The 26,931-nt window shown below is 47.8% G+C and carries 25 protein-coding genes and 1 other RNA gene; 16 read left to right on the top strand and 10 right to left on the bottom strand.

Going from position 1 to position 26,931, the window contains the following annotated elements:
• Window positions 1-153 precede the first annotated feature (153 nt).
• On the bottom strand, window positions 154-1,953 hold the full coding sequence (locus GM173_RS05815) for a DUF7380 domain-containing protein (RefSeq protein ID WP_203570427.1): 1,800 nt from the start codon (window positions 1,951-1,953) through the stop codon (window positions 154-156).
• Window positions 1,954-2,019: 66 nt separating this feature from the next.
• Between GM173_RS05815 and GM173_RS05810 the strand changes: the two genes are divergently transcribed.
• Window positions 2,020-2,826, top strand: coding sequence for a GNAT family N-acetyltransferase (locus tag GM173_RS05810; RefSeq protein WP_203570426.1), 807 nt, complete (start codon window positions 2,020-2,022; stop codon window positions 2,824-2,826).
• Between the two features lie 369 nt (window positions 2,827-3,195).
• Here the strand turns inward: GM173_RS05810 and GM173_RS05805 are convergent, their stop codons facing one another.
• Window positions 3,196-3,462, bottom strand: a complete 267-nt coding sequence (locus GM173_RS05805) for a DUF6471 domain-containing protein (RefSeq protein WP_203570425.1) — start codon at window positions 3,460-3,462, stop codon at window positions 3,196-3,198.
• A gap of 140 nt (window positions 3,463-3,602) precedes the next feature.
• Between GM173_RS05805 and GM173_RS05800 the strand changes: the two genes are divergently transcribed.
• The 3 genes from GM173_RS05800 to GM173_RS05790 are packed head-to-tail and all read left to right on the top strand — an operon-like array spanning window position 3,603 to window position 8,661.
• Window positions 3,603-6,302, top strand: a complete 2,700-nt coding sequence (locus GM173_RS05800) for a TnsB C-terminal domain-containing protein (RefSeq protein ID WP_203570424.1) — start codon at window positions 3,603-3,605, stop codon at window positions 6,300-6,302.
• An 8-nt stretch (window positions 6,303-6,310) separates the two neighbouring features.
• On the top strand, window positions 6,311-7,348 hold the full coding sequence (locus GM173_RS05795; RefSeq protein WP_203570423.1) for an AAA family ATPase: 1,038 nt from the start codon (window positions 6,311-6,313) through the stop codon (window positions 7,346-7,348).
• Entirely contained in the window at window positions 7,345-8,661 is a 1,317-nt protein-coding gene (locus tag GM173_RS05790; RefSeq protein WP_203570422.1) for a TniQ family protein, read from the top strand. Before GM173_RS05795 ends, GM173_RS05790 begins: the two co-directional genes overlap by 4 nt.
• A gap of 200 nt (window positions 8,662-8,861) precedes the next feature.
• Here GM173_RS05790 and ssrA read toward each other — a convergent pair.
• The 6 genes from ssrA to GM173_RS05760 all read right to left on the bottom strand — a co-directional run bounded on the left by ssrA (window position 8,862) and on the right by GM173_RS05760 (window position 12,901).
• Window positions 8,862-9,225, bottom strand: a transfer-messenger RNA (tmRNA) gene (gene ssrA / locus GM173_RS05785).
• A 32-nt stretch (window positions 9,226-9,257) separates the two neighbouring features.
• Window positions 9,258-9,929, bottom strand: a complete 672-nt coding sequence (locus GM173_RS05780) for an HAD family hydrolase (RefSeq protein WP_203570421.1) — start codon at window positions 9,927-9,929, stop codon at window positions 9,258-9,260.
• Window positions 9,929-10,639: a bifunctional 2-polyprenyl-6-hydroxyphenol methylase/3-demethylubiquinol 3-O-methyltransferase UbiG gene (gene ubiG / locus GM173_RS05775; RefSeq protein ID WP_203570420.1), complete on the bottom strand. Its 711-nt coding sequence runs from the start codon at window positions 10,637-10,639 to the stop codon at window positions 9,929-9,931. The genes GM173_RS05780 and ubiG overlap by 1 nt, the downstream gene beginning before the upstream one ends.
• Window positions 10,640-10,878: 239 nt before the next feature.
• Complete coding sequence (locus GM173_RS05770) at window positions 10,879-11,085, bottom strand: hypothetical protein (protein WP_203570419.1); 207 nt, start codon at window positions 11,083-11,085, stop codon at window positions 10,879-10,881.
• A 201-nt stretch (window positions 11,086-11,286) separates the two neighbouring features.
• Window positions 11,287-11,721, bottom strand: coding sequence for a DUF7931 domain-containing protein (locus tag GM173_RS05765; protein WP_203570418.1), 435 nt, complete (start codon window positions 11,719-11,721; stop codon window positions 11,287-11,289).
• A gap of 46 nt (window positions 11,722-11,767) precedes the next feature.
• Complete coding sequence (locus tag GM173_RS05760) at window positions 11,768-12,901, bottom strand: cupin domain-containing protein (protein ID WP_203570417.1); 1,134 nt, start codon at window positions 12,899-12,901, stop codon at window positions 11,768-11,770.
• 57 nt (window positions 12,902-12,958) lie between these two features.
• On the opposite strand from GM173_RS05760, the gene GM173_RS05755 reads away from it, so the two are divergent.
• From GM173_RS05755 to GM173_RS05700, 12 genes are all read left to right on the top strand, one after another.
• Complete coding sequence (locus GM173_RS05755) at window positions 12,959-13,426, top strand: peroxiredoxin (protein WP_203570416.1); 468 nt, start codon at window positions 12,959-12,961, stop codon at window positions 13,424-13,426.
• Window positions 13,427-13,431: 5 nt separating this feature from the next.
• Entirely contained in the window at window positions 13,432-13,911 is a 480-nt protein-coding gene (locus GM173_RS05750) for an FKBP-type peptidyl-prolyl cis-trans isomerase (protein WP_203570415.1), read from the top strand.
• A 360-nt stretch (window positions 13,912-14,271) separates the two neighbouring features.
• On the top strand, window positions 14,272-17,139 hold the full coding sequence (locus tag GM173_RS05745) for a ribonucleoside-diphosphate reductase subunit alpha (RefSeq protein ID WP_203570414.1): 2,868 nt from the start codon (window positions 14,272-14,274) through the stop codon (window positions 17,137-17,139).
• A 749-nt stretch (window positions 17,140-17,888) separates the two neighbouring features.
• Complete coding sequence (locus GM173_RS05740) at window positions 17,889-18,914, top strand: adenosine deaminase (protein ID WP_308439580.1); 1,026 nt, start codon at window positions 17,889-17,891, stop codon at window positions 18,912-18,914.
• Between the two features lie 2 nt (window positions 18,915-18,916).
• Window positions 18,917-19,483 carry a hypothetical protein gene (locus tag GM173_RS05735; RefSeq protein ID WP_203570412.1) on the top strand — a complete coding sequence of 189 codons (567 nt, stop codon included), beginning with the start codon at window positions 18,917-18,919 and terminating at the stop codon, window positions 19,481-19,483.
• Between the two features lie 57 nt (window positions 19,484-19,540).
• Window positions 19,541-20,179, top strand: a complete 639-nt coding sequence (locus GM173_RS05730) for a hypothetical protein (RefSeq protein ID WP_203570411.1) — start codon at window positions 19,541-19,543, stop codon at window positions 20,177-20,179.
• A 31-nt stretch (window positions 20,180-20,210) separates the two neighbouring features.
• Window positions 20,211-21,308 carry a ribonucleotide-diphosphate reductase subunit beta gene (locus GM173_RS05725; protein ID WP_203570410.1) on the top strand — a complete coding sequence of 366 codons (1,098 nt, stop codon included), beginning with the start codon at window positions 20,211-20,213 and terminating at the stop codon, window positions 21,306-21,308.
• An 81-nt stretch (window positions 21,309-21,389) separates the two neighbouring features.
• Complete coding sequence (locus tag GM173_RS05720; RefSeq protein WP_203570409.1) at window positions 21,390-21,896, top strand: hypothetical protein; 507 nt, start codon at window positions 21,390-21,392, stop codon at window positions 21,894-21,896.
• Window positions 21,897-22,062: 166 nt separating this feature from the next.
• Window positions 22,063-22,242 carry a hypothetical protein gene (locus GM173_RS05715; protein ID WP_203570408.1) on the top strand — a complete coding sequence of 60 codons (180 nt, stop codon included), beginning with the start codon at window positions 22,063-22,065 and terminating at the stop codon, window positions 22,240-22,242.
• Between the two features lie 834 nt (window positions 22,243-23,076).
• Entirely contained in the window at window positions 23,077-23,433 is a 357-nt protein-coding gene (locus GM173_RS05710) for a glutathione S-transferase N-terminal domain-containing protein (protein WP_203570407.1), read from the top strand.
• A 363-nt stretch (window positions 23,434-23,796) separates the two neighbouring features.
• Entirely contained in the window at window positions 23,797-24,366 is a 570-nt protein-coding gene (locus GM173_RS05705) for a PEP-CTERM sorting domain-containing protein (RefSeq protein ID WP_203570406.1), read from the top strand.
• 96 nt (window positions 24,367-24,462) lie between these two features.
• A complete protein-coding gene (locus tag GM173_RS05700) occupies window positions 24,463-25,311 on the top strand; it encodes a CPBP family intramembrane glutamic endopeptidase (RefSeq protein WP_203570405.1) in 849 nt (282 codons plus the stop codon).
• Window positions 25,312-25,444: 133 nt separating this feature from the next.
• On the opposite strand, the gene GM173_RS05695 is transcribed toward GM173_RS05700, so the two are convergent.
• Window positions 25,445-25,669, bottom strand: coding sequence for a DUF1653 domain-containing protein (locus tag GM173_RS05695; protein WP_203570404.1), 225 nt, complete (start codon window positions 25,667-25,669; stop codon window positions 25,445-25,447).
• A gap of 326 nt (window positions 25,670-25,995) precedes the next feature.
• Entirely contained in the window at window positions 25,996-26,874 is an 879-nt protein-coding gene (locus GM173_RS05690; protein WP_203570403.1) for a restriction endonuclease, read from the bottom strand.
• Between the last annotated feature and the right edge of the window lie 57 nt (window positions 26,875-26,931).

Raw genomic sequence — 26,931 nt, 5'->3', positions numbered from 1 at the left:
GTCTGAGAGTCCAAGTTACTTACGAGGTCCAGCATAACATTACTAATCAGATGGCAAAATTCAGAGTGCCACTAGACCTAACAAGTTGTAGGCTCCAGTATTAAATTAGCTGGGCTGACATATCAAGGCGGGATGTCCATCCATAATTTAAGCCTATTGTCCTAAATCACGCTCCACAAGCTTCGATGTCATCACGCAGTATCGCAGTAATAGCCACCACGCGAAGAAGACATCTTCTCCAAACAAACCAGAGTCGTCGAGTAGGCCATGTGCCATTTCATTTCGCAGGTTGCTACCCAAGGGGTCGATGAGTAGGTCCTGCAGTTCAAAAACACCATCTGCCCCAAAGGCTTGGAGCGCTTCTGGAGTTTCGAGCAATACGCCCAACGACCGCTCGGGCTGTACGCCTCCAGGCTCCAGCATGGATGTGGTTCCTCCTTTTGACTCGACGACATGGCGCACCATCGCCTCGAGTTGCGGAGGTACCATATGTCCAGCAACGAGCATATCCCCGTGAAAGCCAGCCACTAACGCACGAAGCACACTTTCTGCATGGCCTGGCGGAATCCACGGGCTGTACTGAATCAAACTCGCGAGGTCATGTCGGTCTGGAGCATGAGCAGCAAGAATTTCAGCTCTGGCGGGATTAAGCATGGCCTGTACGGTAAGGCTTCTACCAAGATGGGCTTGTCGATACATACGCCAACGAAGCCCTTCGTGTGTCGGGTCATCCGCGTTATCGTCCAGACCTGGGGCTCGTGCAATGACTCGGCCCCGAGAATTCATGACTTCGCTGGAGAATAGACTGCCAAGAGGCGAGTTACGAGCTTGCTTATATACCTCTTGCTTTAATTTATCCACTGATGGTGGCTTTGCCATTGTGCACAGCGCAAGGATGGCTTCATAAATAGGTTTATCTCGAACCGCGGCACAAGCATGCTGAACCAATTCAGTTGAATCATAACTGGTCGAGATGGGTTTCAAGTCAGTCACCGATTCTTGCTGTAAAATAAGCAACCTTTCATGTAGTTCAGCTGCTCGCTCCCGCCCACCAGGGACTTGGCGCATTGCCTCAATAGCATCAGACAAAATTGCGGCTCCCGCCATAGCCCCACGCCCAGGCTGTTTGTAGGCCAGTTCTGCTTCTTTAACTAAGCTTTCAGCTGAGTAGCGTAGCGCATCGTTTTCTCCAACTGTCTGACCAACTTTTCGATAACATTCGGCGGCGAGTTGGAAGTAGTCTTTCGCCCTCCAAAAATCTTGTTTTTCCTCTGCATCCGCTGCGGCTACAAGCGCATAATCGGCGAATTGTTTTGCATCGCCATGTTTGAACTCCAGCAGCAATTGGATTAACCGCAGACTCAGATAGAGAGGGTCGGTGCCGCGATGACGTTGCAACATGGCATCTATTGCATTCAATACCTGCAACCGCAGCTCTGCTCCGCCTTTACCTAGACCAGCCGAAAGACGTAACGCGCGTTCTAGACGCTCCTGGCACAAAGGCCAATCATCGGGGTGCTCCAACCTCAATGCTGATGAAAGATATGCTTCCACCGAGGCACGAGCAGCTGGGAACGAGCGAGCTTGAACCCACAGTACATCTAGAAATCGGGCACGAAGTTCAGGGTCAATCAGAGACATTACCCATGATTCCAAGCTTCGTAACGCATCTTTGGGAAAATCAGCGGGAATAGCGGCTCGCTGCTCGCCCATAACAAACATAGGCCCAAAGGGTTCTGCAGCTTGCTCTGCTCGAAGCATCATCTGCAGGACAGAATTTACGAAACGTAGGCATTCGCGCTGCTCGGCGGTCCAGTGGGTTTCATCTTGTTCTAATTGTGTAATTTTTCCAGAGAAAGTAACGCAATCAAATTGCTCAACATCTTGGAGTAGCATGTCCAAATTGATAGACGTAAGATTGGTGCTATTGATGAGTCCCCAGTCAAGCGGCATGCATTCTCTCCAATGTAGTTAATTCCAACCATCATCACTGTAATCTGATTAGGCAGAGTTTGTCGCATGTACGCAATTAAACCAAACAAAATTGTCACCCGAGTGTTAACCGTAAAGCCAACTGAACACTGTGCTCCGAAAGACAAGGAAAAAAATATTATTCTCTTGGTCGAAATGGAGGAAAAATACCACTACGATAACGGCGCAATTTGCGAAGCTAAGTTGGATATTCGATATGGATTACTGACCTCATATGAACCCTGGAAAATGCACGCCTTTGATGCTCATTATCAGCGTAGCTACCAAGGAGAGGGTGGAAATGTTTGTATTACTGGAACTCTTCAGGCCTCGAGTGTATTTTTAGACCCTAGTGAAATTCGTGGTAATCGCATTGGGACGTACCTCATGAATGAAGTAGTGATGTGGGCAAAGCAATGGCCTTTGGCAGATGTGAAGCCAATTACGCTATTGAGTAACCAAGCTGGTAAATCTCACGAATTCTGTACAGAACGGCGAAACCGATTTTATGAAAGATTTGGTATTGCATTCGAATATGCCGAACCAAGCAACAAAGAATCGGGCTACTCAAAACCAATGAAGGCCAACCAGCTCAAGGAGGTCGAATCATGGCAGCAGAATATAAAACAACAGCCCTTATCTGATTACCTACCTAAATTATTCCACGAACTTAGGTCGCTTGAAATGGAACATGCTTATGTTCAAAAACGAGTTAGGGAGTCGCAGAAACGTGCCGAGAAGGCGGAACAAGAAATTGGGCGTCGAGCCTGGATGGTGTTTTACTGTACAACGGTTTTTTTTGTAGCCATGTTTCTAGGCTTTTGGGTCAACAACAAGATACTCATCAACCTCTGAATCTCAAAAACTTGCTTCTATGCTGGTCGTTACAAGCATAGTAGAAACTCAGTTATTCGTCGACTGGCATAGCGTGTCGTTCGAGTGAACACTAAAGATAGGAGTTTAAAGCGCATCCATTCGCCCTGTAGCTCGCTTGGCAGCGCTAACTGCCGGATGTTGAAGGAATTTGCATGACTTCGCATTACCTACTAAGTTGTTATATACCTCATCAGTCTCTATGAGGCACTGAATACCACCACCTAGCGTTCCATACTCGCTTGTCGCCAAGCTAAGCGAATAGTCCCCTTTTTATGAGAGGGTATGGAGGGCATAGGTGTGATGGTGGATTCTAATTTTGGTCTCATCGCGCAACGAAAGCGTAGATGGTTATCGCTTGGTGAGTGCAATAGTTTCCACGCCCATAGCGCTCAAACATGCAATCAGGAATGCGGCCGAGAACCGTTTTCGATTCACTTTCCTGTTTATCTGACCTGCCGATTCTTCAATTCCGTAAGCTTCCAGCATTCGAGACAGCTGTTTGTAGCCGACCTTACATCGCTTCATTTCTGTAGTCAGCAAGTCTTTTGCTTTGTCCTCCCACGGAATCATCGTCTGCACAGTATCAGACGTACCGGCCTCCAGTTTTTCAATCATTATTTTTCCTTCGATTGTTTGCTGTTTGAAGTGAACAGTCACAGTTTACCGCTATTAAAAGTCGTATACGACCGGATTGGCTGTCATGCCAATCTTGTACAGCTAGACGCTATTAATGCCATCTGTGTATCGAGCCTCAAATGCTGAACAAAGAACAGATTACTAATTTGCTGGACAACTTATCAATCCCGCAGGCGGGGCGCAAGCTGATACTGCAGGCGAGAATCTCTGCCCCGGTTCGCCAAGTAAACTCAAGAGGTAGTAACGTCATTACATTGTTGAATAGCCGAAAAATGGATTGTGAAATTCGAACGGAAAGTCGCCACATAGAATTTGCCGCCGCGGTTAGCTACGAGTACGACCCATCCGTCGTGGAATATTACGCGCAGCCGATGGAGTTAAAGCTGTCCTTAACAGAAACTGCAACTGGCGAAATTCATAATGTTCGTCACTTTCCAGACTTTCTTGTAATACGTGAAGACGGCATTACGCTCGAAGAATGGAAAACAGAGTCGAAGTTGGCCCACTTATCTGCCAAGCAACCTTATCGCTATGTAAAAGGAAGTGATGGCCATTGGTACTCACCACAGATTGAAGAACAACTGGCTGAACTGGGTATTGCGTATCGGATTTATTCTGAGGAAAGCCTTTCACGTCGTCGTGTAGAGAATTTGCAGCATCTTGCTGATTATTTTGATTCTGCCGCAGAACAATGTGACGAGCGTGAACTCAAGCGGCTACATGCGGCATTATTGGAGCATGGTGACTGTACATTCCACGTGCTGTGTAATGCCCCATTCGGCTTCAAGGCTGATTTTCTCAATAAAGCTATCGCTGATAATTTAGTCGTGGTCGACCTTGATAACGAATCTTTAACTGACATTCGACGCTTTCGTTTATTTCGAGACAAAACTCTACGGGATTTTCTGACTAAGCCAGTTCGTACTGTGCATATGCCGGGTATGGACAATTTCTGCCTGCATATTCAGGTTGGATTGCAATTTCACTACGAAGGTCAGCTGTTAACTATCGACCTAGTCTCCGAAAAAAACTTTGTGTGCAGCGACTGGAATGGAAGAACAATCACCTTGGAGCGAGATTGGCTTATCGAAGCTCACGAGCACGGACGTATTGAAGTTCTAGCACCCCAAACCGATGCAAGTCAGAACTTGTCCCAGTATACCGAAGCCCAATTGCAAGATGCCTTGCGGCGACAAGCCATACTTGAGACAAGTGGTAAACCAAAACATATCAGTGAACGCACATTGCAGCGTTGGCATCAGCGTCAGCATCTTGCCGTGCTGAATGGTGGGAATGAAGTTTTAGCATTAGTGCCTAATACTCATGCTCGTGGCAACCGAACTTCACGCTTAACAGAGGAACAGCTTGGAATTATGGCGCAGGTGGTTGAAACCCACTGGCGAAATAATAAGGCCATCACATTCACAACCTGTTTTCGTTATCTTCAAACTGCCTGTGCGAAAGAGGGTATTGTTGCGCCGTCGTATCCGACCATGATTGCATACATCAAGGCCAATCACACAGATGAAGATATTCGTACCCGACATGGTAAACGCATGGCTTACCAGCAGGGCAAATTTGTCGAAGTATTGCAAGTCGACACTCCGATTCATGGTAGTCGTCCATTTCAATATGTTCATATTGACCATACTCAAGTAGACCTTGAGGGGGTTTCTGGCTCAGACAATCAATTATTGGGCCGCCCCTGGCTAACTTTAGCTGTTGATGAATGGTCACGTCGAGTCGTTGGTATGTATCTTAGCTATGACCCTCCATCCTACCATTCGGTCATGATGCTCATCCGTGACATGGTTCGTCGCCATGGTCGTCTTCCTGAGTGCATCGTGACTGATAACGGACGTGATTTCACCGCAGATTCGTTCAAGTCATTTTTGCAAGTTATGGGGGTAAATCTTCGCTTGCGCCCTGCTGGGCAGCCACGCGCGGGTGCTGTTTTGGAGCGTATGTTTGGTCGTGCTAATACTGAATACATCCATAATCTGGCTGGCAATACCAAAGCAACTAAGAACGTCAGGATGACAACTGGCAAGCATCTTCCCACGAATTTTGCCGAATGGACATTGGAAGCGTTGTACTTTGGCCTAGAGTATTGGGCTTTCCAATTCTATGACCAAGAAGTTCATCCTGCGCATGGCTGCAGTCCGCGCCAAGCTTTTCAGCGTGGCTTAGCTGAAAACGGTCATCGCCCACAACGACAAGTGCTTTTTAATCAAGACTTCTTGATTGCGACGTGCCCACCAGTAGACCGGACGGGCGAGCGACGTTTGCATCAGCAAACCGGTATCAAGGTAAACAATCTGTATTACTGGCACCCAGACTTTCATAACTTGCAGCTTGCTGGTCAAAAGTTTCCCGTGCGCTATGACCCATGGGATGCTTCATCGGTATACGTTCGCCTGAAAAACAAATGGGTACAGGCTGTATGCAGAAGCTTGATTGGACTTGGTCAACTGACAGATGTCGAGCGCAAGTTATTAACCGCCGAATATGGCAAACGCAATCACAAGAAGCTGGATGACCCTAATGTGGAGCAGCGCCTTCGCGAGTTCATGCAAGTCTTTACACCTAAAGGAGCATTAGCGAAAGCACTCGAGCAACAGCGTGAAAACCGGGCGTTATACGGCGCCCTTCAACTGGGAAATATTAATCCAGTTGCCGTACAGCAACATCGCATCACGAGGGAAATGAGTTTGACTGCCAGTAGTTCGGCAGAAATGAGGTCAGAAAAGACATCCAGTTCCAGTGCACTGACTGAGTCAAAAGCACTTAACAATCTACCTGATTTTGACACTTTTTAAGGTACCAAATGACCTCATCTAACCCAATTTCTTCTGTCCCAGCAAGCCCAACTAATTTGTTGGCGATGAGAATTAAGCACGTGCGCATTGCCCAAGTTATGTCAGAGCTAGAGACCCTGATTTACCCAGAAAGCCAGGAGGGCCTCCTGCTTGTCTGTGGTCCAACAGGTGTTGGAAAGACGGCGCTTGCTCGATATATGTGCGAGTCTGCATTAAATGCCGCTGCTAGTGAGATGAATGCTAATCCAGGGATTATCCCTGCCGTATATATTGAAGCAATAGCATCGGGGGAAGAGGAATTCTCATGGCGCATGTTCTATGAAAGCATCCTAGAACAACTCGATGGTAATCTTGATATGCCGCGGGCTGAGTTTGATGTAGATGAGAAATCTGGTCGCTACTATCGTGCACGAGGAGCAAATCGCAATACGATTCCGGCTTTGCGCAAAGCAGTCGAAAAAGCCTTACAAGAACGAAAAACACAGTTTCTTGTTATTGATGAGGCCGTGCACATTTTTATGCAATCCACTAGCCACACTAAGCTAAATAAAAAAATCAGCACGCTTAAATCCCTAGCGAATAAGTGTAAAACCCAGTTAATTCTGCTGGGCTCCTACGATTTGTATCCACTGGTGAATTTTTCTGGGCAACTAACGCGTCGAGCTCATGTTTTGCATTTCGAGCGATATCGTCAAGACAATGAAGAAGATTTGCGTGCATTTCGTGCGTGTGTACTTAAATTTCAAAGCGCCTTGCCTGAGCTCTGGGGGCAGGACTTGATGAAATATTGCGATGCGCTCCATGAAAATACGCTTGGCTGCATTGGTACGCTTCGTACGGTTTTGATACGAGCGGCCAAATTAGCTCAAAAGGATGGTCACTGGAGCGAAGATGCTTTGCGCCGTGCATTGCTTACAGAAGCACAGTGCATGCAAATCCTTAGTGAGATTGTGGATGGAGAATCAGCAATTAATCCTGGCCTTACTCGGACAATGCCGAAACCGGTCAAAAGCAGCGGTATGCATAAAGCTTGGAAAACTGTATGAATCTTGCCATGGCTAACCCTCGTTCAACTCTACATGCACTGCAGCCATTAGGTCTAGGTACGCCAGATGTTGAGAGCCTGCTCAGTTACTTTTGTCGTTTGGCGGTCTCTCATAGTGTTTCACTGTTATCGCTTGCGCAATTTGTCGTCGACACGCAAGAGCATCTGCTGAGGAGTAACTTCAAGTGGCATGAGCGCAATTTGAGCGGTATGGGTGAGTCCGCAGAAACTTGGGCGTGTACGTTGTCTGCGTTAACTGGGGTAGGATATTTAGACCAATTGACCTTGGTAAAATGGCGTCCAGTCGTTGCACAGAAAGGGTTGGCAGCTCAGTCTGGTCGTTGGTGTCCAGATTGTTTTGCTGACGACCATGCTTCAGGTAGACCACGGTATTTTCGTCTGGGCTGGGATGTGGGCGTAGTAGGAGTGTGCCATAAGCATCACACACCACTTATCGATACCTGCTCAGAATGTGGCCGAAAACATGCTCGTCACAAAGCAAATTATGTTATGCCTGGTTGGTGTTCCCATTGTGGCGCTTCTCTCGCGGCGAGAACAGTGCCAACAGGTGCCGACTCGGATGCAATCTCGTTAGAAAAGCTCTGGATTGCACGGCAGATTGGATTGCTTATGACTACGCATGACGAAAGAGCTATACCTGTGACCTTGGAGCCGCTATTGGATGCGATTCGGGTGATTATCAATCGATTAGATGCTGGCAAAAGCGCGCATTTTGCTCGCCGTATTGGGTTGAGCAAAGGAGCTCTGCACTACTGGTTAAAAGAAAATAAAGTCCCAACACTCGACGCTGGGCTACGTATTGCGGCGCACAGTAACCTTGAATTATCAAAGCTATTAGCCGGTAATCTTGAAGATTGGGAGCCGCCAACGTTAGCAAAACAGCTCATGCTTGATTTGTTTACGGAGGGGGCGGAAAAGCGTGAGCCACCGCGCATGTTGGATTGGGATGTTATTCGGACTGAGATGCAACGTATTGTTTGCCAGCAGAAAGTTATCAGTTTGGCAGAGTCAGCTCGCCAACTTGGTGTTGATGAGCGGATGTTGTATCTGCGAGCCAATAAAGAATCGCGTACTATAAGCGCGCGTTGGAGGGATTGCCAGAAACGAGAGCGCCAAATGAAACAAGCCGTTATTCGTATCCAGCTGGAAGAGGCTTGTCGTGCAATAGTCGCTGAAGGCTATGCCATCAATCTGCGGGAACTTGAAATGCGTGTTCCTCGGGAGATACTCGATAGTGTGGAGAGCATCTTCGACGTGATACGTGAAATTAAGAGGACTCTGAAGCTGGATTAAACCCTGAGTCTTGAACGTAAAAAGGCCGACATTGAATGTCGGCCTTTTTACATTTGCAGCAACAGTGCTTGGCCTACATCGCCTAGCACATAAAATAAAAAAAGCATAATGTGGCGCATCGTCAAATAAAGCATAAAGTGTCGTTTCCGACACTTTATGCTTAACGCCACAACTTCCACGCTCTTCGTGGAACAAGTAATTGGTGGAGGTGGGGGGATTCGAACCCCCGTCCAGAAGCACTCTACAGTGAGTTCTACATGTTTAGCCTTCTCATTTGGGTTTTAACCTCCGTTCACGCCGATGGGCAGGCTTGAGGAAGGCGAGTTACCTTAATTTAACCTTAACTTAAGTAACCCAAGCTAAGGCGATTCCATCTTAATGACTCTACTATTGGTTTCCCAACCCACCCGATGGACCCTGTGGCGTAGAGCCTAGAGCATTAAGCTGCTAGGGCGTAAGTTTCGTCGTTTGCGACTATATATTTTCAGCTGTTTTTACGGGCATCTGAGACCCCGACATGCCCCCATCCGCTTTGCAACCCCTGTCGAAACCAAAAGCACCCCCGATAGTGGTCTTCTGCGTAAGAAGAAAAACGATTATACCTGTTTGAGCGGTAAATGGGCTAGTAGTTCCAGTGGATGTTCGATTTTTATATCTGCACCCCAGCTGGGCGTGTCGTCGGTTTCGCTGATGTAGCCGTAGTTAGCAAGTACCGTTTGCATACCAACGGCGCGTCCCGCCTCAATGTCGCGCTCGGCGTCACCCACATATAGGCAATGCGCGGGGTCGATCCCCAGTTGCGCAGCAGCATGCAGCATGGGGGCTGGATTAGGCTTGGGTATGCCGACCGTATCACCGGAAACGCAGGTCTGTGGCGCAATAGGTAGGGGGAGTAATTCAACTAGTGGGTCAGTAAAGCGCATCGGTTTATTGGTAATAATGCCCCAAGCCAAGCCACGCTCATTGATTTGTTCGATGAGTTCATGAATGCCGTCAAACAAAATGGTTTCATCGCAAATGCTTTGCTCATAGAGGTCGAGAAAGCGTTCGCGCAGCGCAGCAAACTCAGTGTCATTCGGTGTGATGCCAAAACCGAGTTCAATTAGCCCACGGGCGCCGTGGCTGGCCAGTGGTCGGATTGCGGAGTAGGGTTGTGGCGCTTGGCCTTTTTCGATTAAAAGGCGATTGAGTGCCGCGCCTAAATCGGGTGCGGTATCGGCTAGTGTGCCATCCAGATCAAACAATACCGCGCGAATGTGCGAGTTCATTAGAGCGTCTTCCGTGTGGCGACGATGTAGTTTACGTCGGTATCATCGGTGAGTTTATAAATATCTGTGATTGGATTGTAAGTCATACCGGTGAGTGCAACGGTATCGAGCCCGGCGCTGCGCGTCATGCGTGCCAATTCGGAAGGTTTGATGAATTTGGCATAGTCATGTGTGCCGCGTGGGAGCATGTTCAGTACATATTCTGCGCCAACAACGGCGAGTAAATACGACTTGGGATTCCGATTCAGTGTCGAGAAAAACACCCAGCCACCCGGTTTCACAAGGCGCGCGCAGGCGGCGACGATGCTGGCGGGGGACGGGACGTGCTCGAGCATTTCCATGCAGGTGACGATGTCAAATGATTCGGGGTGTTGCTCGGCGAGTTCTTCGACGGGGATTTTTTGGTAATCAACAGTAAGCCCAGATTCGAATAGATGAAGTTTGGCGACTTTGAGAGATTTTTCAGCCAGATCGATGCCGGTAACTTGTGCGCCGCGTTCGGCAAGGCCTTCGGCCAAAATGCCGCCGCCGCAGCCAACGTCAAGAATTTTCTGCCCGCTGATGCCCGCGTATTGATCGATAAAGCCGACTCGTAGCGGATTAATTTCATGCAGTGGTTTGAACTCACTGGTTTTATCCCACCATTTATGTGCGAGAGCCGAAAATTTTTCGATTTCAGTTTGATCTACATTCACGTGGGTATCGGTCACAGAGCTATTCCTTGTAATGCTTAGATGGCTATACTTGCTTAAAATTCAGGCATTTAATTGCATTGTTATGCTGATAATGTTGAAGTTGAGCAGTTAAAAAATGATAGGCAATCGTAGCACGGCTAGGCCATGCTTGCATGCCGCTTCGAGGTGAGATTTGCTGGGGTGCGGGGTAAACCTGTGCGATAGACGTAAAAAAACCGACCCGAGGGTCGGTTTTCTCTACGGCTGGAGGCTAATTACTTAGCTTCAACAGCAGAAGCAACTTCAGAAGCTGCTTCAACAACAGCAGAAGCTGCAGTGTCAACAGCAGAAGCTGCAGTCGCTTCAACAGCAGAAGCTGCTTCAACAACAGCAGAAGCTGCATCAGCAGCTACTTCTTCTTTTTTGCCGCAAGCAGACAAAGCAACAGCGAACAAAGCAGCAAGCAATAGAGATTTTTTCATTTTAAAGGCCTTTTAGCTAAAAAGTGGTTTGGTATTTAAAGTGAACCAGCAAAATGCTCATTCACTATATATTTTTGCTTGTTGTGACAAGCGACAGGACGAATTCTAAGCACAGTCTTTGTCCTTGGCTAGTGCTGTACTGGTAAAAGTGGGGGGTATTTAGATTGAATCTCGATACTTCGTGTAACGCTGTGTACAGTCTTATAAATAAAGGCGTTGCAAGCCATCTGGTGGGCTAGCTTGTTCCCATAGTAAGTCAAAATCGTGTTGCAACAAAGCGACGGTGCGTGATTCTGCTCCGTACTCGCCACGGTAACTGCTGTGATGGTGGCGTTGTAAAAAATACTGTTGGTCCGCGATGATAAAGCCCTTATCAAAGCTGCGCTCGCTTTCGCTGATTTGCCGAATTTCAATCCGATGCCCGAATTGATCACGCAATTGCAGCAAGCGCGGACAGTGCGCGGCTAGAAAATCCGCGCTATGTAGCAATATTTTTAGCTGGCTGGATGGTGCTTGTGTAAAAAATGACCATAAAGCGTCATGACATGCTTTGCTGTTTAGAGCACTCTCGGCAAAGTTGTTTTCACATAATAGTAATTCACGCTGTGCCAATTCTAGCGTTGCTTGAAATGCCATTTGATAGTTTTGCTTGCGATCAAATGGCTTTACGCTTGTTGTTGGATTAATCAGCGGATTTTGGAACGATTGGAATAAGGTAGCCATATTCATAATATGTAAATAAGGTTTCTAACAGGCTGTCGTCGTATTCACCAGCATCGAGTTGTCGTCGATTGGCCAGTTCGTGCAAAGCAGCAAACGTGTCCGGCTCGGTCTCAATTACTTCTCCGTTGATGTAAATGCAGTCATCGCTATAAAGCATTTGGCTTTTTAGATCGAGCATGATGCCATGCGCACATACTGTGGCGGCAAACTCATCGTAACCGAGTAATTCTTCTGTCTGATCGAAAAATACGTGCGGCTTGGGTTCGGAGAAATATCGGCCAATAAAATCGGTAATGGTTTTTTCGTTCCAAGTCACTTTTTTGAGCATATCACCGATGCGGGTGGCAAATTGTTGATCAATTTGCGCCGGTGTGTTGGTGACGGTCGCGTCGGGATCGGCGTAGATGCCGTCAAGGCAGAGCTCATCTTGTAAATACTCTAGGAATTTACTCGCGATTTCTTGTGTTTTAGGGGCGCGAAAACCGATGGAGTAGGTCATGCCGGGCTCAAGGGCTACGCCATAATGGGCGTATTTCGGTGGCAGATACAGCATGTCGCCATGCTCTAGCACCCATTCTTGCTCAGGGTTAAAATCCTTTAACACTCGAATTGGTGCATCTTCAATAAAGCCACTGGCGTCGTCACTGGAAATTTGCCAGCGTTTTTGCCCGCCCACTTGCAATAAAAATACATCGTATGAATCGTAGTGTGGGCCAACCGTGCCGCCAGGCGGTGCGTAGGAAATCATTAAATCATCAAGGCGGGTATAGGGTAGGAAATTAAACCGATAGAGTAGATCGGAAATATGCGGAACTAAATGGTTTACATTCTGCACCAAGATAGTCCAGTCAGTTTCGCCGAGTCGTTTGAGTCTAGCGCTCGAAAATGGGCCGTTTTCGAGCTTCCAGCTTTGATTTTTATATTCAATTAGTCTTGATTCAACGTCGTCGCGTGCGGCTAGCTCGGCCAAGCGGACAAAATCGATTAGCTCAGGAAAGTCGGTCCACGCTTGCCGAATGAGTAGCGGTTTTTTTTGCCAGTAGTCACGTAAAAATTCTTCGGGGGAAATATTGCCTAATAGTGTTTTACGCATGGCTTATGACTATAACGAAAAAAAAGATAACTAATTATCGCACCGACTGGAGACTTTATGCTTAATTCTGGCGATCTCGCACCACAATTTGCCTTGCCGGATGCGAAAATGGAGCTGGTTCAGCTCGCTGATTTTTTAAATAAAAAAATTGTGGTGTTGTATTTTTTTAATGGCGACAAGACGCCGGGTGGTATTTTAGAAGCAATTGAATTTTCTGATCGTGTTGAAGCATTTGCGAAATATGGCGCTGTTATCCTTGGTGTGAGTATGGATGACTGTATGGCGCATGAGTCATTTTCGGATGAACATGGCTTAGAGTTTGATTTGCTCTCAGATACAGAGGGTGAAGTCAGTGCTTTGTATCATGCTCTGCATCAATGGGAAGCCAAGGGCGTGGTAAGATACGGTATAGACCGCTCGACGTTTGTGATTGATCAGTCGGGCGTTATTCGTCATGCTTTCTACCACGTGACGCCAAAAGGGCACGCGGCTGAAATATTAGACCTTGTTAAACAGCTAGGATAAACACGATGCAAATTGCAAAAAATTCCGCAGTAACGATTAACTATGAAATGTACAACGCTGAAGGTGTACAAATCGACAAAACCGAAGAGCCAATTGCTTACCTGCACGGTGGTTATGACAATATTCTGCCTTTGGTTGAGGAAGCTTTGCATGGCAAATCGGTTGGCGACACCGTTGAAGTAACAATGTCACCAGAAGATGCGTTTGGCGAGTTCGAGCCAGAATTGGTGCGTGATGAAGACAAAGACGTTTTTCCGCCAGAAGTTGAAGTGGGTATGATGTTTGAAGCGGATGATCCTGTTTCTGGTGATGTGATTTTATTCCGTGTTACTGATGTGACTGATGGTACTGTGACCGTTGATGGTAATCATCCGTTTGCTGGTATGACAATTCGTTTCGTTGCTTCTGTGGTTGATGTTCGTGAAGCCAGTAGCGAAGAGTTAGCGCATGGCCACGTTCATGGTGCACATGGTCATCACCACTAAAATTTAGTCTTTTATCGGTGATTGAAAGGCGGCTGAGGCCGTCTTTTATTTTGCTATTCCTTGATGTGCGGCAATCTATGACGGTTGTTGCAAACTTGCAACTGCCTGTCATTGGATTGCAATTGAATTCAGCCCAGTAAATTCTAAGTTACGGTGGCTTTCTGATTTATTTTTGACCGTTTATCTACTATCACATCCCGCGCCAGTTGCACCAGTTACCCTCTTTACACTAGTATTTGTGTCTATAAGCAAGAAGCGACACAAGATGTAGTGTTTCTTCACAAATAACCCACAAATTTATCCACAAGCTAGAGTAGGTCGCTTATAAACGATCTGACTTGAGGCACTACTGGTGAACGAATGACTGATACCACGCTACAACACAGCATTACCCATGATGCGGCTGCCTACGCCAACTACAAAATTATCCGCCGGAATGGTTCGGTGGTGCCGTTTGAACCATCGAAAATTTCGGTGGCATTGACCAAGGCATTTATTGCCGTGCAAGGTAGTCATGCAGCGTCCAGCGCCGCGGTGCGCGATCAGGTGCACTTGCTCACCGATGCTGCAGTATCAGCCTTGATGCGCCGTAAGCCTGAAGGTGGCGCAATTCATATTGAAGACATTCAAGACCAAGTTGAGTTGGCTTTGATGCGCTCAGGTGAGCATGATGTGGCGCGTGCTTATGTGTTGTATCGGAATGAGCGTCAGCGTGAACGTGCTGCAGCAGCCGCTGCTCGTCACGAGAACGAAGCTGAGCAGCATGATATTCATGTTGTATTTGAAGACGGCAGCAAGCGCCCACTCGATTTAGGTAAAGTCAAGGCGTTGATTGCATCGGCCTGCACTGGGCTCGAACAATACACTGACCAAAATGTGATTTTGGCTGAAATGCTAAAAAACGTGTACGACGGCGTTTCTGCCGATGAGTTACGTAAATCTGCGGTCTTGGCTGCACGTACCTTCCTCGAAAATGACCCTGCTTATGGCTTAGTGACGGCGCGCTTGTTGCTGAACACCATTCGTCGTGAAGTATTAGGTGCAGAAACTAGTCACGAAGAAATGGCAGAAACCTACGCCACTTACTTCCCTCGTTTTATCAAAAAAGGGATTGAGGCAGAGTTGCTCGATGAAAAGTTAGGTCAGTTTGATTTGGCGAAACTGGCCGCCGCACTTGATCATAATCGTGATTACCAATTTGGTTATTTGGGTTTGCAAACCCTTTACGATCGTTACTTCTTGCATATCAATGAACAACGTATCGAATTGCCACAGGTGTTCTTTATGCGGGTGGCGATGGGCTTAGCACTCAATGAAGTGCAACGTGAAGAACGTGCTATCGAATTTTATAATGTGTTGTCGAGCTTTGATTTTATGTCGTCAACGCCAACGCTATTTAATTCAGGTACGCGCCATAGCCAAATGTCGAGCTGCTATTTGACGACAGTGCCGGATGACTTGGATGGCATTTTTGAAGCGTTGAAAGAAAACGCGCTCTTGTCGAAATTTGCCGGTGGTTTAGGTAATGACTGGACTTCAGTGCGTGCGATGAATAGCCACATTAAAGGCACCAATGGTAAATCACAAGGCGTAGTGCCGTTCCTGAAAGTGGTTAATGACACTGCGGTGGCAGTAAACCAAGGTGGTAAACGCAAAGGCGCGGTCTGCGCTTACCTAGAAACTTGGCATGCGGACATCGAAGAATTCCTCGAATTGCGTAAAAATACCGGTGACGACCGTCGCCGTACGCATGATATGAATTCAGCCAATTGGATTCCGGACTTGTTTATGAAACGTGTGATGGAAGGCGCCGATTGGACTTTGTTTAGTCCGTCCGAAGTGCCTGATTTGCACGATAAAGTGGGTAAAGCCTTTGAAGCTGCGTATACCGCTTACGAAGCGAAAGCCGCACGCGGTGAAATGCGCGTTGCGAAAACCATTCCAGCATTAAGCCTATGGCGCAAAATGTTGACGATGCTGTTCGAAACCGGCCATCCATGGATTACCTTTAAAGACCCATGCAATATCCGTAGCCCGCAACAACATGTTGGCGTGGTTCATTCGTCGAACTTGTGTACTGAAATTACGCTCAATACTAACGAAGAAGAAATTGCGGTTTGTAATTTGGGTTCGATCAATTTGTACAACCATTTGAAAAATGGTGAGTTGGATGCTGAAAAACTATCGCGCACAGTCAAAGTGGCGATGCGCATGCTCGACAATGTGATCGACATTAACTTCTACCCAGTTCGTAAAGCGCGCAATTCCAACTTGAAACACCGTCCGGTCGGTCTGGGTATTATGGGCTTCCAAGACTGCTTGCATGCCTTACGTATTCCATATGCATCGGAAGGTGCGGTTGAGTTTGCTGATGTCTCAATGGAAACTGTGGCCTATCACGCTTACTGGGCATCGACTGAGTTGGCGCAAGAGCGCGGTATTTACGCTTCTTATAAAGGTAGCTTGTGGGATAGGGGCATTTTGCCGCAAGATTCATTGCGTTTACTAGAAGAAGAGCGTGGCGGCTACCTTGAAGTGGATCGCAGCTCGCGTCTGGATTGGACGATGTTGCGTGATCGAATCGCAGCCTACGGTATGCGTAACTCGAACTGCTTGGCGATTGCGCCAACGGCCACGATTTCTAACATTGTTGGCGTCGATGCGTGCATTGAGCCGACTTACCAAAACTTGTTCGTTAAATCGAATTTGTCGGGCGAATTTACCGTCATCAATGAACACTTAGTGCGTGACTTGAAAGCGCGCGGCCTGTGGGACGAAGTGATGGTGTCGGATCTGAAATACTTCGACGGCTCCGTGGCGCAAATCGATCGTATTCCGCAAGACCTGCGTGATCTGTATGCGACAGCGTTCGAGATGGATCCGAAATGGTTGGTGGAAGCCGCTAGCCGTCGTCAAAAATGGATCGACCAAGCGCAATCGCTCAATATCTATATGGCCGGAGCATCGGGCAAGAAATTGGACGAGTTGTACAAGCACGCTTGGTTGCGCGGCCTGAAAACTACCTACTACCTGCGTACTCTGGCCGCGACTGCCGCTGAGAAATCAACGGGTCGTGGTGGTGAGTTGAACGCGGTGCCAGTGGATGGCGGTTTTGCAGCTGCGGCAGCGCAAGCGGCGATTGCTGCTGCGGCGGCTGTCGATAGCACGCCAGCAACCGACGCGAAGTTCTGCTCGATTGACAATCCAGACTGCGAGGCTTGCCAGTAATCAGTGATGTGCCTGCGGCACCTGCGTTTAGGTGCCGCTCCCGCGGCGGGGGTACTTTCTTTGCGTCGCCAAAGAAAGTACCAAAGAAAGGCGACCCGAGGCGCACATCGGTCCCCGATGCCCTCGCGTGGCGTGAGCCAAACGATAAGGCTGTTTGTCTCCCTTCGTGCTCGGTGTGCTTGGACGGGGGTTTTTATTAATAAGCTCTTGATGGCAATACATCTATTTGTGTTGCTATCGTTGGGCTGCACGGGATCCTTTGTGTCAAGCCGAGAGAGGAACAAGCGGGGCGGGGTTTTTGCGATCAATGTTTGAGGCCGTAGGCCGAGTTTTGATCGCAACCGCCTCGATTGTCCGCAGCGAGGGTATCCGGCGTAGCCGGACGCAGATACAGGGTCGCTTTTCTTTGCTTACTTTCTTTGGCGAAGCAAAGAAAGTAAGTGCCGCGCGGCATTAGCGCCTGCAATGGCAATAAGAGCATAACAATTTAGAAATGAAGTGATATATATCGCAGGGGTATTTGAATATAGGCATTATTAAATAACTGCTGCATTGATATACTCTAAGCATCGCTCTGCGGTGCCGATATTAAAACCCATTGAAAACAGTGCGTTTTAATATCGGTGATCCCGATTTTCAATTGATGCAAAAGCCGCCTAGTAAGGCACTTTGTCGCAGACAGTACAAGTAGTACGGCCAGACGAAGTAACGCAGCTAGGTGAATTTTGCTTTAACAAATAGGAATGATTGTGACCCAACAACCGCTCGACTTACTGATCACCCGCTTACCAAAAGCAGAACTCCATTTGCACATCGAAGGCTCACTCGAGCCGGAAATGATGTTTGCGCTCGCTGCGCGTAATGGTGTGGCGCTGCCGTATGCGGATGTCGATGCGGTGCGCGCGGCGTATCAGTTTGATAGCTTGCAATCATTTTTAGATTTGTATTATGCCGGTGCGTCGGTGTTGATTACCGAGCAAGATTTTTACGATCTGACTTGGGCGTATTTATTGCGCGCTAAAGCGGACAATATCGTTCATACCGAGATCTTTTACGATCCACAAACGCATACCGCACGCGGGATTGATTTTGCGGTGCCGTTGGCGGGGATTCATCGCGCTTTGGCTGATGGGCATCAGCAATTGGGTATCTCTAGCAAATTGATTATGTGCTTCTTGCGCCATTTATCCGAAGCAGATGGTTTCGCTACGCTAGAGCAAGCGATGCCGTACTTGGCGCAGATTGATGGTGTAGGGTTGGATTCCAGTGAATTCGGTCATCCGCCGAGCAAATTTGCGCGCCTCTTTGCGCGCTGTGCTGAACTCGGTTTGCCAGCCGTGGCGCACGCGGGTGAAGAAGGCCCTGCGAGCTATATCTGGGAAGCACTGGATTTACTCAAGTCCAAGCGTATCGATCACGGTGTGCGTTGTACTGAAGATCCTCAATTGGTACAGCGTTTGGCGGCCGAGCGGATGCCGTTGACGGTATGCCCATTATCGAATTTGAAGTTGTGCGTGGTGAAAGATTTACGTGATCACAATCTTCGTGAATTACTCAACGCTGGTCTGTGCGCGATGGTTAATTCCGATGATCCGGCGTACTTTGGTGGTTATCTCAATACCAATCTACTGGCCTGTCGCGCGGCGCTGGATTTGACGGAAGCAGAGATTGTGCAATTGATTTTGAATAGCTTTGAAGCCAGTTGGCTCAGCGCGGAGCAAAAAACACACTGGCAGGCTGAAGTTGAGCGAGTAGTGAGCACTGCAAGGAGCTAATCATGTGGAGAAGCCTGGTTCTGGTTTTGTGTTTGGTGATCGCAGGCTGTGCTAGCATGCGCCCCCCGGTGGAAAATGGGCGTTTAACGCCGCCACCGGGTCAGGGGATTGCGATTATTGCGCTGACCGCACAATCGTTTAGCGACGATACGGCTGATTTGGCCTTGCATATCAGTGGTCCAGCGGGCAGAACTTCATCGTTTATGCGCCTGTCGACTGACTTTATTCGTGCCCCAGGTATTACGCACAATTCAACTGGCCGACTCTTGGTTTTACCGTTGCCAGCGGGGCAATACATGATCACCAATGCAACGGGCTCATGGCGGCGGGATAGCTCGAGTTCATTGTTCATGCGCGAGTTTATCAATGTTGAAATTCAGCAGCCTTTTCACTTGGCCGCTGATGAAGTGGTTTATTTAGGCCAAGTGCATGTGAATATGAATTTCCGCTCTGATGCCGTGTTTAGCCAAAACATCGAGCGTGATTTTTTTGATTTAAAAGCGCGCAGTGGCGTAACTGATGTGAGCAATATCGTTATTCGGCCGCTCAATGCAGCCACTGTGAGATAAAGAAACAAAGCGGGTTGAATGTATCGCCGTCTTGTGAATGAAAAAAGGAATTAAAAGATGTGGAAAAGCCTCGTGCTTGGATTGAGTTTAGTTGTTGCGGGTTGCGCCAGTACGCCTGCGCCAGTAGTGGTGGAGCAAGGGCGCCTTAGCCCGCCAGCGGGGCAGGGCATCGCGATTATCGCGCTCACGGCTCAGTCGTTTAATGAGCGATCAGCCGAGCTTGCTTTGCACATCGATGGCCCCGCAGGGAAAATCAGCGAGCAAATCGCTCTGGGTACCGATTTGATTCGTGCGCCGAGCGATCCTAATTACTTAAATACTCGCCGCTTGTCGTTTTCGTTTCGACCTTTAGGCGTGCAAGTGGGCAATACCCAGAATGTTCGTGGTCGCGTGTTGGTGCTGCCGCTGCCAGCGGGTGATTATATGGTGAGCAATGCCACTGGCTCATGGCTACGCGAAGGTATTCAGTCGTCCAATTTGGAAACCGTGAACGTTGCGATTCAGCAGCCGTTTCACCTTGCCGCAGGCGAAGTAGTTTATCTGGGCCAAGTCCACGTGAATATGAGTCTTCGTTCGGTGGTGGAATTAAGCCAAAACCTAGAACGAGATTTTTTTGATTTAGAGACCCGTCGAGGCGTCACCGATTTTAGCAATATCATCATGCGGCCGTTCAATGCAGCCACGACTGTTCAATAGCAATACGATAGTTTAATAGAAAGGAAACACCATGCTTAGTTTCGATGAAGACATCATCACCCGCCCAGCCGCAGCCCCGCAAGGCACGAGCGCGGTGAGCGCCGCAACGACTGCCAAACGCATCAGCGCCGACGACAAGCGCGTCATCAACGGCACTACCGACGTCAATCAACTGGTGCCATTCAAACACAAATGGGCTTGGGAAAAATACCTTGCTCAGTGTGCCAACCACTGGATGCCGCAAGAAGTGAATATGCAGCGCGACATCGAGCAATGGAAAACTGGCCAGCTCACCGAAGACGAAATGCGGATTGTAAAACGCAATCTGGGCTTTTTTGTTACCGCCGACTCGCTCGCTGCCAATAACATCGTGCTCGGTACTTACCGCCAAATCACCTCGCCAGAATGCCGCCAATTCTTGCTGCGCCAAGCGTTTGACGAAGCGATTCACACCCACGCTTATCAATACATCGTTGAATCGCTCGGTCTGGACGAAGGCGAAGTATTTAACGCCTACAACGAAATCAAATCGATCCGCGATAAAGATCAATTCTTGATGCCGTTTATCGACGTATTGACCGACCCCGCCTTCAAAACCGGCACGCTCGAAACCGACCAAGCCTTGTTGCGCTCGATCATCGTGTTTGCCTGCATTATGGAAGGCTTGTTCTTCTACGTCGGCTTTGTACAAATCTTGGCGCTAGGCCGTCAAAACAAAATGACCGGCGCGGCTGAGCAATATCAATACATCCTGCGCGATGAATCGATGCACTGCAATTTCGGTATCGATTTGATCAATTCGATCAAAATGGAAAACCCACAATTGTGGACCGAAGCCTTCAAAACCGAAATCACCGATTTATTCCGCAAAGCGGTTGAGTTGGAATACGCCTACGCCGAAGACACCATGCCACGTGGGGTATTGGGCCTGAATGCGGCGCAATTTAAAGAGTATCTGCGTTTCATCGCCAATCGTCGGATGCAGCAAATTGGTTTGAATGAATTATTCCCCGGCGTCACCAATCCATTCCCGTGGATGAGTGAAATGATTGATTTGAAGAAAGAGAAAAACTTCTTTGAAACACGCGTGACGGAATATCAAACGGGTGGGGCATTGAGCTGGGATTAATATGAACAAGGCCGGCAGTGTGTCGGCCTTGTTCATTTAAAATCAATTAATCGCATCAGAATTGCTCGAAAGTGAGATCAAATGGATTTTGAACCGAATGAGTTTAAGGAATTTGTTCAGTTAGGTATTGATGTTACGGTTGATTTCTATCCAAGTCTTATTGCCCTTGGATTTACATTTAAACGACTTAGTTTTAACAATATTCCAGATGACAGTTGCTTGAACTGGCAAGGAGTGATTAAGAGAGCCAAGGGTGCTCGTGACGTTGCTGCATATGGAGTGTTTCACCCTGCAAATGTTAAGGCGGTTTATGCGTTCCAAGTTGCTTATAAAAACGAAGCAGTTTTGCTGTCTCACGTAGAGAGGTTTGAAAACTGTCCGTTGGAAGCTAAATGCTTGTTGGGTGCAAATTTTGCGCTTGCGGTCACTAAAACTACACATTCACTTATACAAAATGTTTCTGAAGCATCCATATCTATAGGAGTTAAAGATCCCTTGCCTGAGTTACATGCGATGTACTTAAAATTTGGGCAAGATGCATACTTTGACGCAGACAGTAACACTATTTTTTATCGTGGAGGTTTGTAACGATTGTCGGGAATAATCCCGTCTGATTGTGAAACAGATTGCCTGAATATCGATGGATTGGTATATTTAGGCAAGGACGATTTGGATATGTATGTTTAAGTAACAAATCGTCTAATGCTACGTAAAATCCTGCGTAGCCTTTTTTGCGACTAAAGTGAGAGTTTTGATGAAAGCATCTGATAAAGTAAAGGCGGCGTCGTCTCGGCTCGCAATGGCTAAATCTATTGCAATATCTAATTCATTTCGGGCTGATGTCGCAAGTAGTTTAAAGAGGATGGCTGATGTTGCTACGCCTCTTGGTGGTCAAGGCCGGGTATTTGCTGGTTCACTTAAAGATTTCAAATAATATAAATCGCAGCAAGTTGGGCTAAGCTTGCGCTGCCCAACGTTTACTGCGATGAACAAACCGCCGGATTGATTCTGGCGGTTTTGTTTTATGCGGCTGCGCCGCGTCGATTTTGGGGCGGGGGCTGCCCGCGGCAGGTTCATTTCTTTTGCTTCTCCAAAAGAAACGAACCAAAGAAAACGAGCCCCGGGCGCGCATCGGTCCCCGATGCCCTCGATTGTCGCGAGCCAAACGATAAAACTGTTCGTCTCGCTCCGCACTCGGTGCGCTTAGACGGGATGGAAAACCATGATTCCACCAATGGTGTGCTTGGTTTCTGGCTGGTGCTGACATTACATTGTCGCTTGATTCCGGCCTGCACCGGAATGACAAGTTTATTGGTAAAGGTGTAGATGTATTTAATCGTAGCCAATGAATAGCAGTGCCCAGAAGGCAATACATCGACTTAATTTCAAACCTCGTTGAGCTACGCAAGATCCCTTGTATCAAGCCGAGCGAGGAACAAGCGGGGCGGGGTTTTTGTGGTCAATGTTTGAGGCCGCAGGCCGAGTTTTGACCGCAACCGCCTCGATTGTCCGCAGCGAGGGAACGGGCGTAGCCCGCGCAGATACTAGGGTCGCCTTTAGCTTCGCAGAAACTGCGCCTTCGGCTTGTTTTCTTTGGCCTACTTTTCTTTGGCGAAGCAAAGATAAGGTGGGTGCCGCGCGGCATCAGCGCGACTCACATTGAGAGAACTCGGACGCAATCGGTATCCCACCCCAACAAACCCATAGCCCAATCGCCCACGATTGGATAAAATCGCCCGCCTTAAATTACTGAAATATCGAGACATTCATGCGCGCACTACGTTGGCTCATCGGCCGCCTTATCCTGATTTTAAACGCCGTATTTGCGCCGAAAAAAGCACAGCATTCGGCGGAGCGCCAAGCTTGGTTGGATCAACAAACCCGCACGATCACCCTCTACCAATACGAAGCCTGCCCTTTTTGCGTCAAAGTGCGCCGTGCTCTGCGCCGGCAAGGCCTGAACATCAAAATCATCGATGCCAAACAAGCCGAGCATAAAGCGGTGCTGGCCGAGCAGGGTGGTAAAGTGCAAGTGCCGTGTTTACGCATCGAAGATAACAACGAAGTGCAATGGATGTATGAATCGAGCAGTATTATTCAGTATTTGGAACAACGCTTTGCCTAAGGCAACCATCGGCGGCGCAATCTGACAACGGCACCGTCATCGCTCAACACCGCCAGATGAATGCTGGCGGTTTTTTTTGGGTTGCGCGCGATGCATCGTACGTTTTTTAAATAGCTGCCGTTTTTTGATCGTATCGACTTGCGCTCGGCTGCTTGTTTTGTAAGGGGCTTGGATGCGTTATTGCCACACAGTAAAGCAGGTGTGATGTAGCAAATGCGCTTTTAAAAGCCTGTCTCGTAATTGCTTTGTGACTTTTGTTACAAATTGCTGACTTAATTCTGATGTTTTGTTGCCATTTTGAGGCGTTCTAACTCAGAATTGACGGCTCTTAATACATAGACATATAAAAGGGTGATGACTGAGATGAAAAAAACGCTACTTGCTTTGGCTTTGTGTGCTTCTGCTGGCGCTTCAAATGCAGCATTTACAACGGTTTATAGTGATGTAACAAGCCACTGGAGTGATAACTCGTTTGTATTGGAATTGAATAATTTACCAACAACGGGTTTAGTCAATCTTGGTTTTGATTTAAATATTATTGGTTCGTGGGATGGCAACAATGGTTGGGGGCCTGATCGTTTTAATGTGAAAGTAAATGATAGTCTCGTATTCTCAGAGGTCTTTGATCATTTTGGTGCTGATACTAGCTTTCACCCTGTTGCAGGTAGTGTGATTCAGCAAGGATCAGGATGGGGAACCAGTATTTACAATATGAGTATACAGCCAACATTCCAAAATTTATTGGTGACGGGTGGCAAGCTGAAAGTTGAATGGTTCGCTAACGGCCCAATTTGGCAAGGTGGTTCTGATGAATCATTTGCGGTTAGTAATATTTCAGTTGCCGTTGCGCCTGTTCCAGAGCCAGAAACATATGCATTGATGGGGCTTGGTTTAGTGGGCTTGTTGGCCGCTCGCCGTCGTAAGCATAAATAATTCCTAGCGCATCGATTCGATAGTGAGCCCAGCAGCGATGTTGGGCTTTTTTTTGACGATTGAAAGTGCGAATACCTTGATTGGTTTGCCTCCATCATGAAGTTTGAAATTCTAACTGGTGCATTTCTTTGTTCGGCCTCTTTACTCGCGCTGCTGGGCACATCGCGCTGGGTGTTTTTGCCGCTATTGGCGATGTCCTTTGCTTGCGCGGCAGTGGTGGGCTGGGTGACTTGGGTAGTGCTGTTGCCGCTGACTTTACTGCTTTGCGCGGCGATGTTGCTGCGGCAAACGCAGCAGCGCTGGATTGTGGTGGGGCAAGGGGTGGTGTTGCTCACTTGTATTGGTTTGGCGCTGCATGCGTTTGCAGGATTTAATAATCCGGCGTTGATTACACCACAAGTCTTGTCGCCGGGTGCGGTGCCGTGGTCTTGGTATTTCAATTTAGATAAAGCGCTGATTGGCTTGGCGCTGTTGGCGATTTGGCCGAGCATGGCGCAGCGCCCGCCGTGGTTTGACGTTGGGCGCAGTTTCGCTTGGGGGCTCTTGGCTGCGCTGGCCTTGGTGTTGCCGTTGGCTCTGCTGCTGGGCGTGATTGCTTGGGCGCCAAAATGGCCAGCGTGGGGCTGGCTATGGCTAGCCAATAATGTGCTGGTGGTAGCGATGGCGGAGGAGGTGTTCTTTCGCGGCTATTTGCAAACGCAGCTGGCAGCACGTTGGTCTGCGCTGCCGTATGGGGCGACGCTGGCTTGTGTGCTGGTTGCCAGCTTATTTGGTTTGGCACACGCGGCGGGTGGTTGGCAATGGGTATTGCTCGCTACGCTATCCGGATTAATCTATGGCACCGTATACCGCTATGGTGGATTGCTGGCGGCGATTGCCGTGCATGCGGGGCTGAATCTGGTGCACTTTGCTGGGTGGAGTTATCCGATGTTGGCTAGGCATTAATCTGAATTCATCAGCGGCCTAGCTTGCCGTTCAGGTCAACGGCGGTAGCAATTTGCTGATTGCGCCGCGCAGGGTTGCTGTGCTGCTCGCCCCGATACTGGTGCGGCTTGGTCGTGCACAATTCTGGCTGTGCCTATTCGCTCACTTTGGCAAATCGTGCTTGCTCGATCCCATCAACGTCCACGTTCTCAACGAACATCGCATACGGTCGTACCCACAGCGCACCTTCGCCGTACAGTGGCCGATACACTACCATCCATTCGGTCGTTTCACTGTGGCGCGCCAAGTCGATCACTTGGTAGCGATTGCCTTTGTAATGCTGATATTCGCCAAGGGCGAGTGGCGGACGAGGGGTCATGGGTATTGCTCTCTAATGATTATTTATTAATGGTTTCAAGCATATACATGCTTAATTATGTACTTGCTGATCATAAAACGCGACTTTCGACTCACAGCAGCCGCTCATTGAAAAGTAGGTACGATTAGCGCAGCGTAATCGTACGCAAACTGTTCCTCCGATTACGCTGCGCTAATCGGAGCTACGATGCTAAATCGATCACGTGGTAGCGATTGCCTTTGTAATGCTGATATTCGCCAAGGGCGATTGGTGGGCGTGGGGTCATGGGTATTGCTCTCTAGTCTTTCTTTTTCAATGGCTTGGTGGTTATACGTAAATATAAATAATTATAAGTCTTCACTTTCAAAAAAGTCGTTATCAAGAACTTTAACTTCGTAATAGCTTTTGACTTGAACGCCAATATTATATTTGTGCATGAGTTCAACAAGCTTTGCGCCGTTCACAAGAATAATTGTATGGTGTGCATCTCTTGCTTTTTTTTGAGCGTTTTCATCAAAATCGGAGGTTGTTACAAAAATGCCTTTGCTTGTGTCGCCACTCATCGCACCGATAAAATTGCGAATGTCTGGTTCTCTAACTTTATTTTCTGCGTAGCGTTTTGCTTGTATGTAGATTTTTTCTAGACCTAGCTGGTCTTCATTAATAATACCGTCAATTCCGCCATCTCTTGATTTTGATGTCTCTATAAAGTCGCCGTATCCCATTTTCTTTAACAGAATTAAAATTATTTTCTCAAAAGAATATGGATCTACGGTTTTAAGTTTTTCTAGTAGTTCGTTTTTGACACTGAGTTCGATTTGTTCAATGCCGCTATCTATTAAGTCTTGCGGGCTAGAGGTGCTAATCACGCTTGTTGGTGAATTGACTGATTTTTCCGGCTCGTAGAACGTAATCACATTAGAGTGTACTTGCTCTAATGAAAGATTTTCTGCTTTTGCTTCTTTTCCTTTTGCGGTGATTTGAACATGGCCTCTTTGTGGGTAATGAACTAATCCGCCTTTTTTTAGGTAGGATTTTCCCCACGCAATTCGATTTTCTAGTAAACGCTCTCCACTTTTCGTTACTTCTGAAAGTAGATCGTCTGGTAAATGTGAATAAAATCGTTCTTCAACTTTCTTAATTAGTTCACGACCTGTGATGATTTCGCCATCGCTTAAAACTTCAAGAATGGGGATAAATGTTTCATTGAATTTTGGTAAATCCATCGCAAGCCTCGGTTGTTGTTTTATGAAAAAATTCAGCCACCGCAAGGGTGGCTGAAT

Origin of the sequence: Deefgea chitinilytica, from assembly GCF_016881405.1 — a bacterium.
Lineage (GTDB): Bacteria > Pseudomonadota > Gammaproteobacteria > Burkholderiales > Chitinibacteraceae > Deefgea > Deefgea chitinilytica.
Note: the sequence above shows the minus strand (reverse complement) of the source record. Positions and strands in the feature narration are given on the sequence as shown.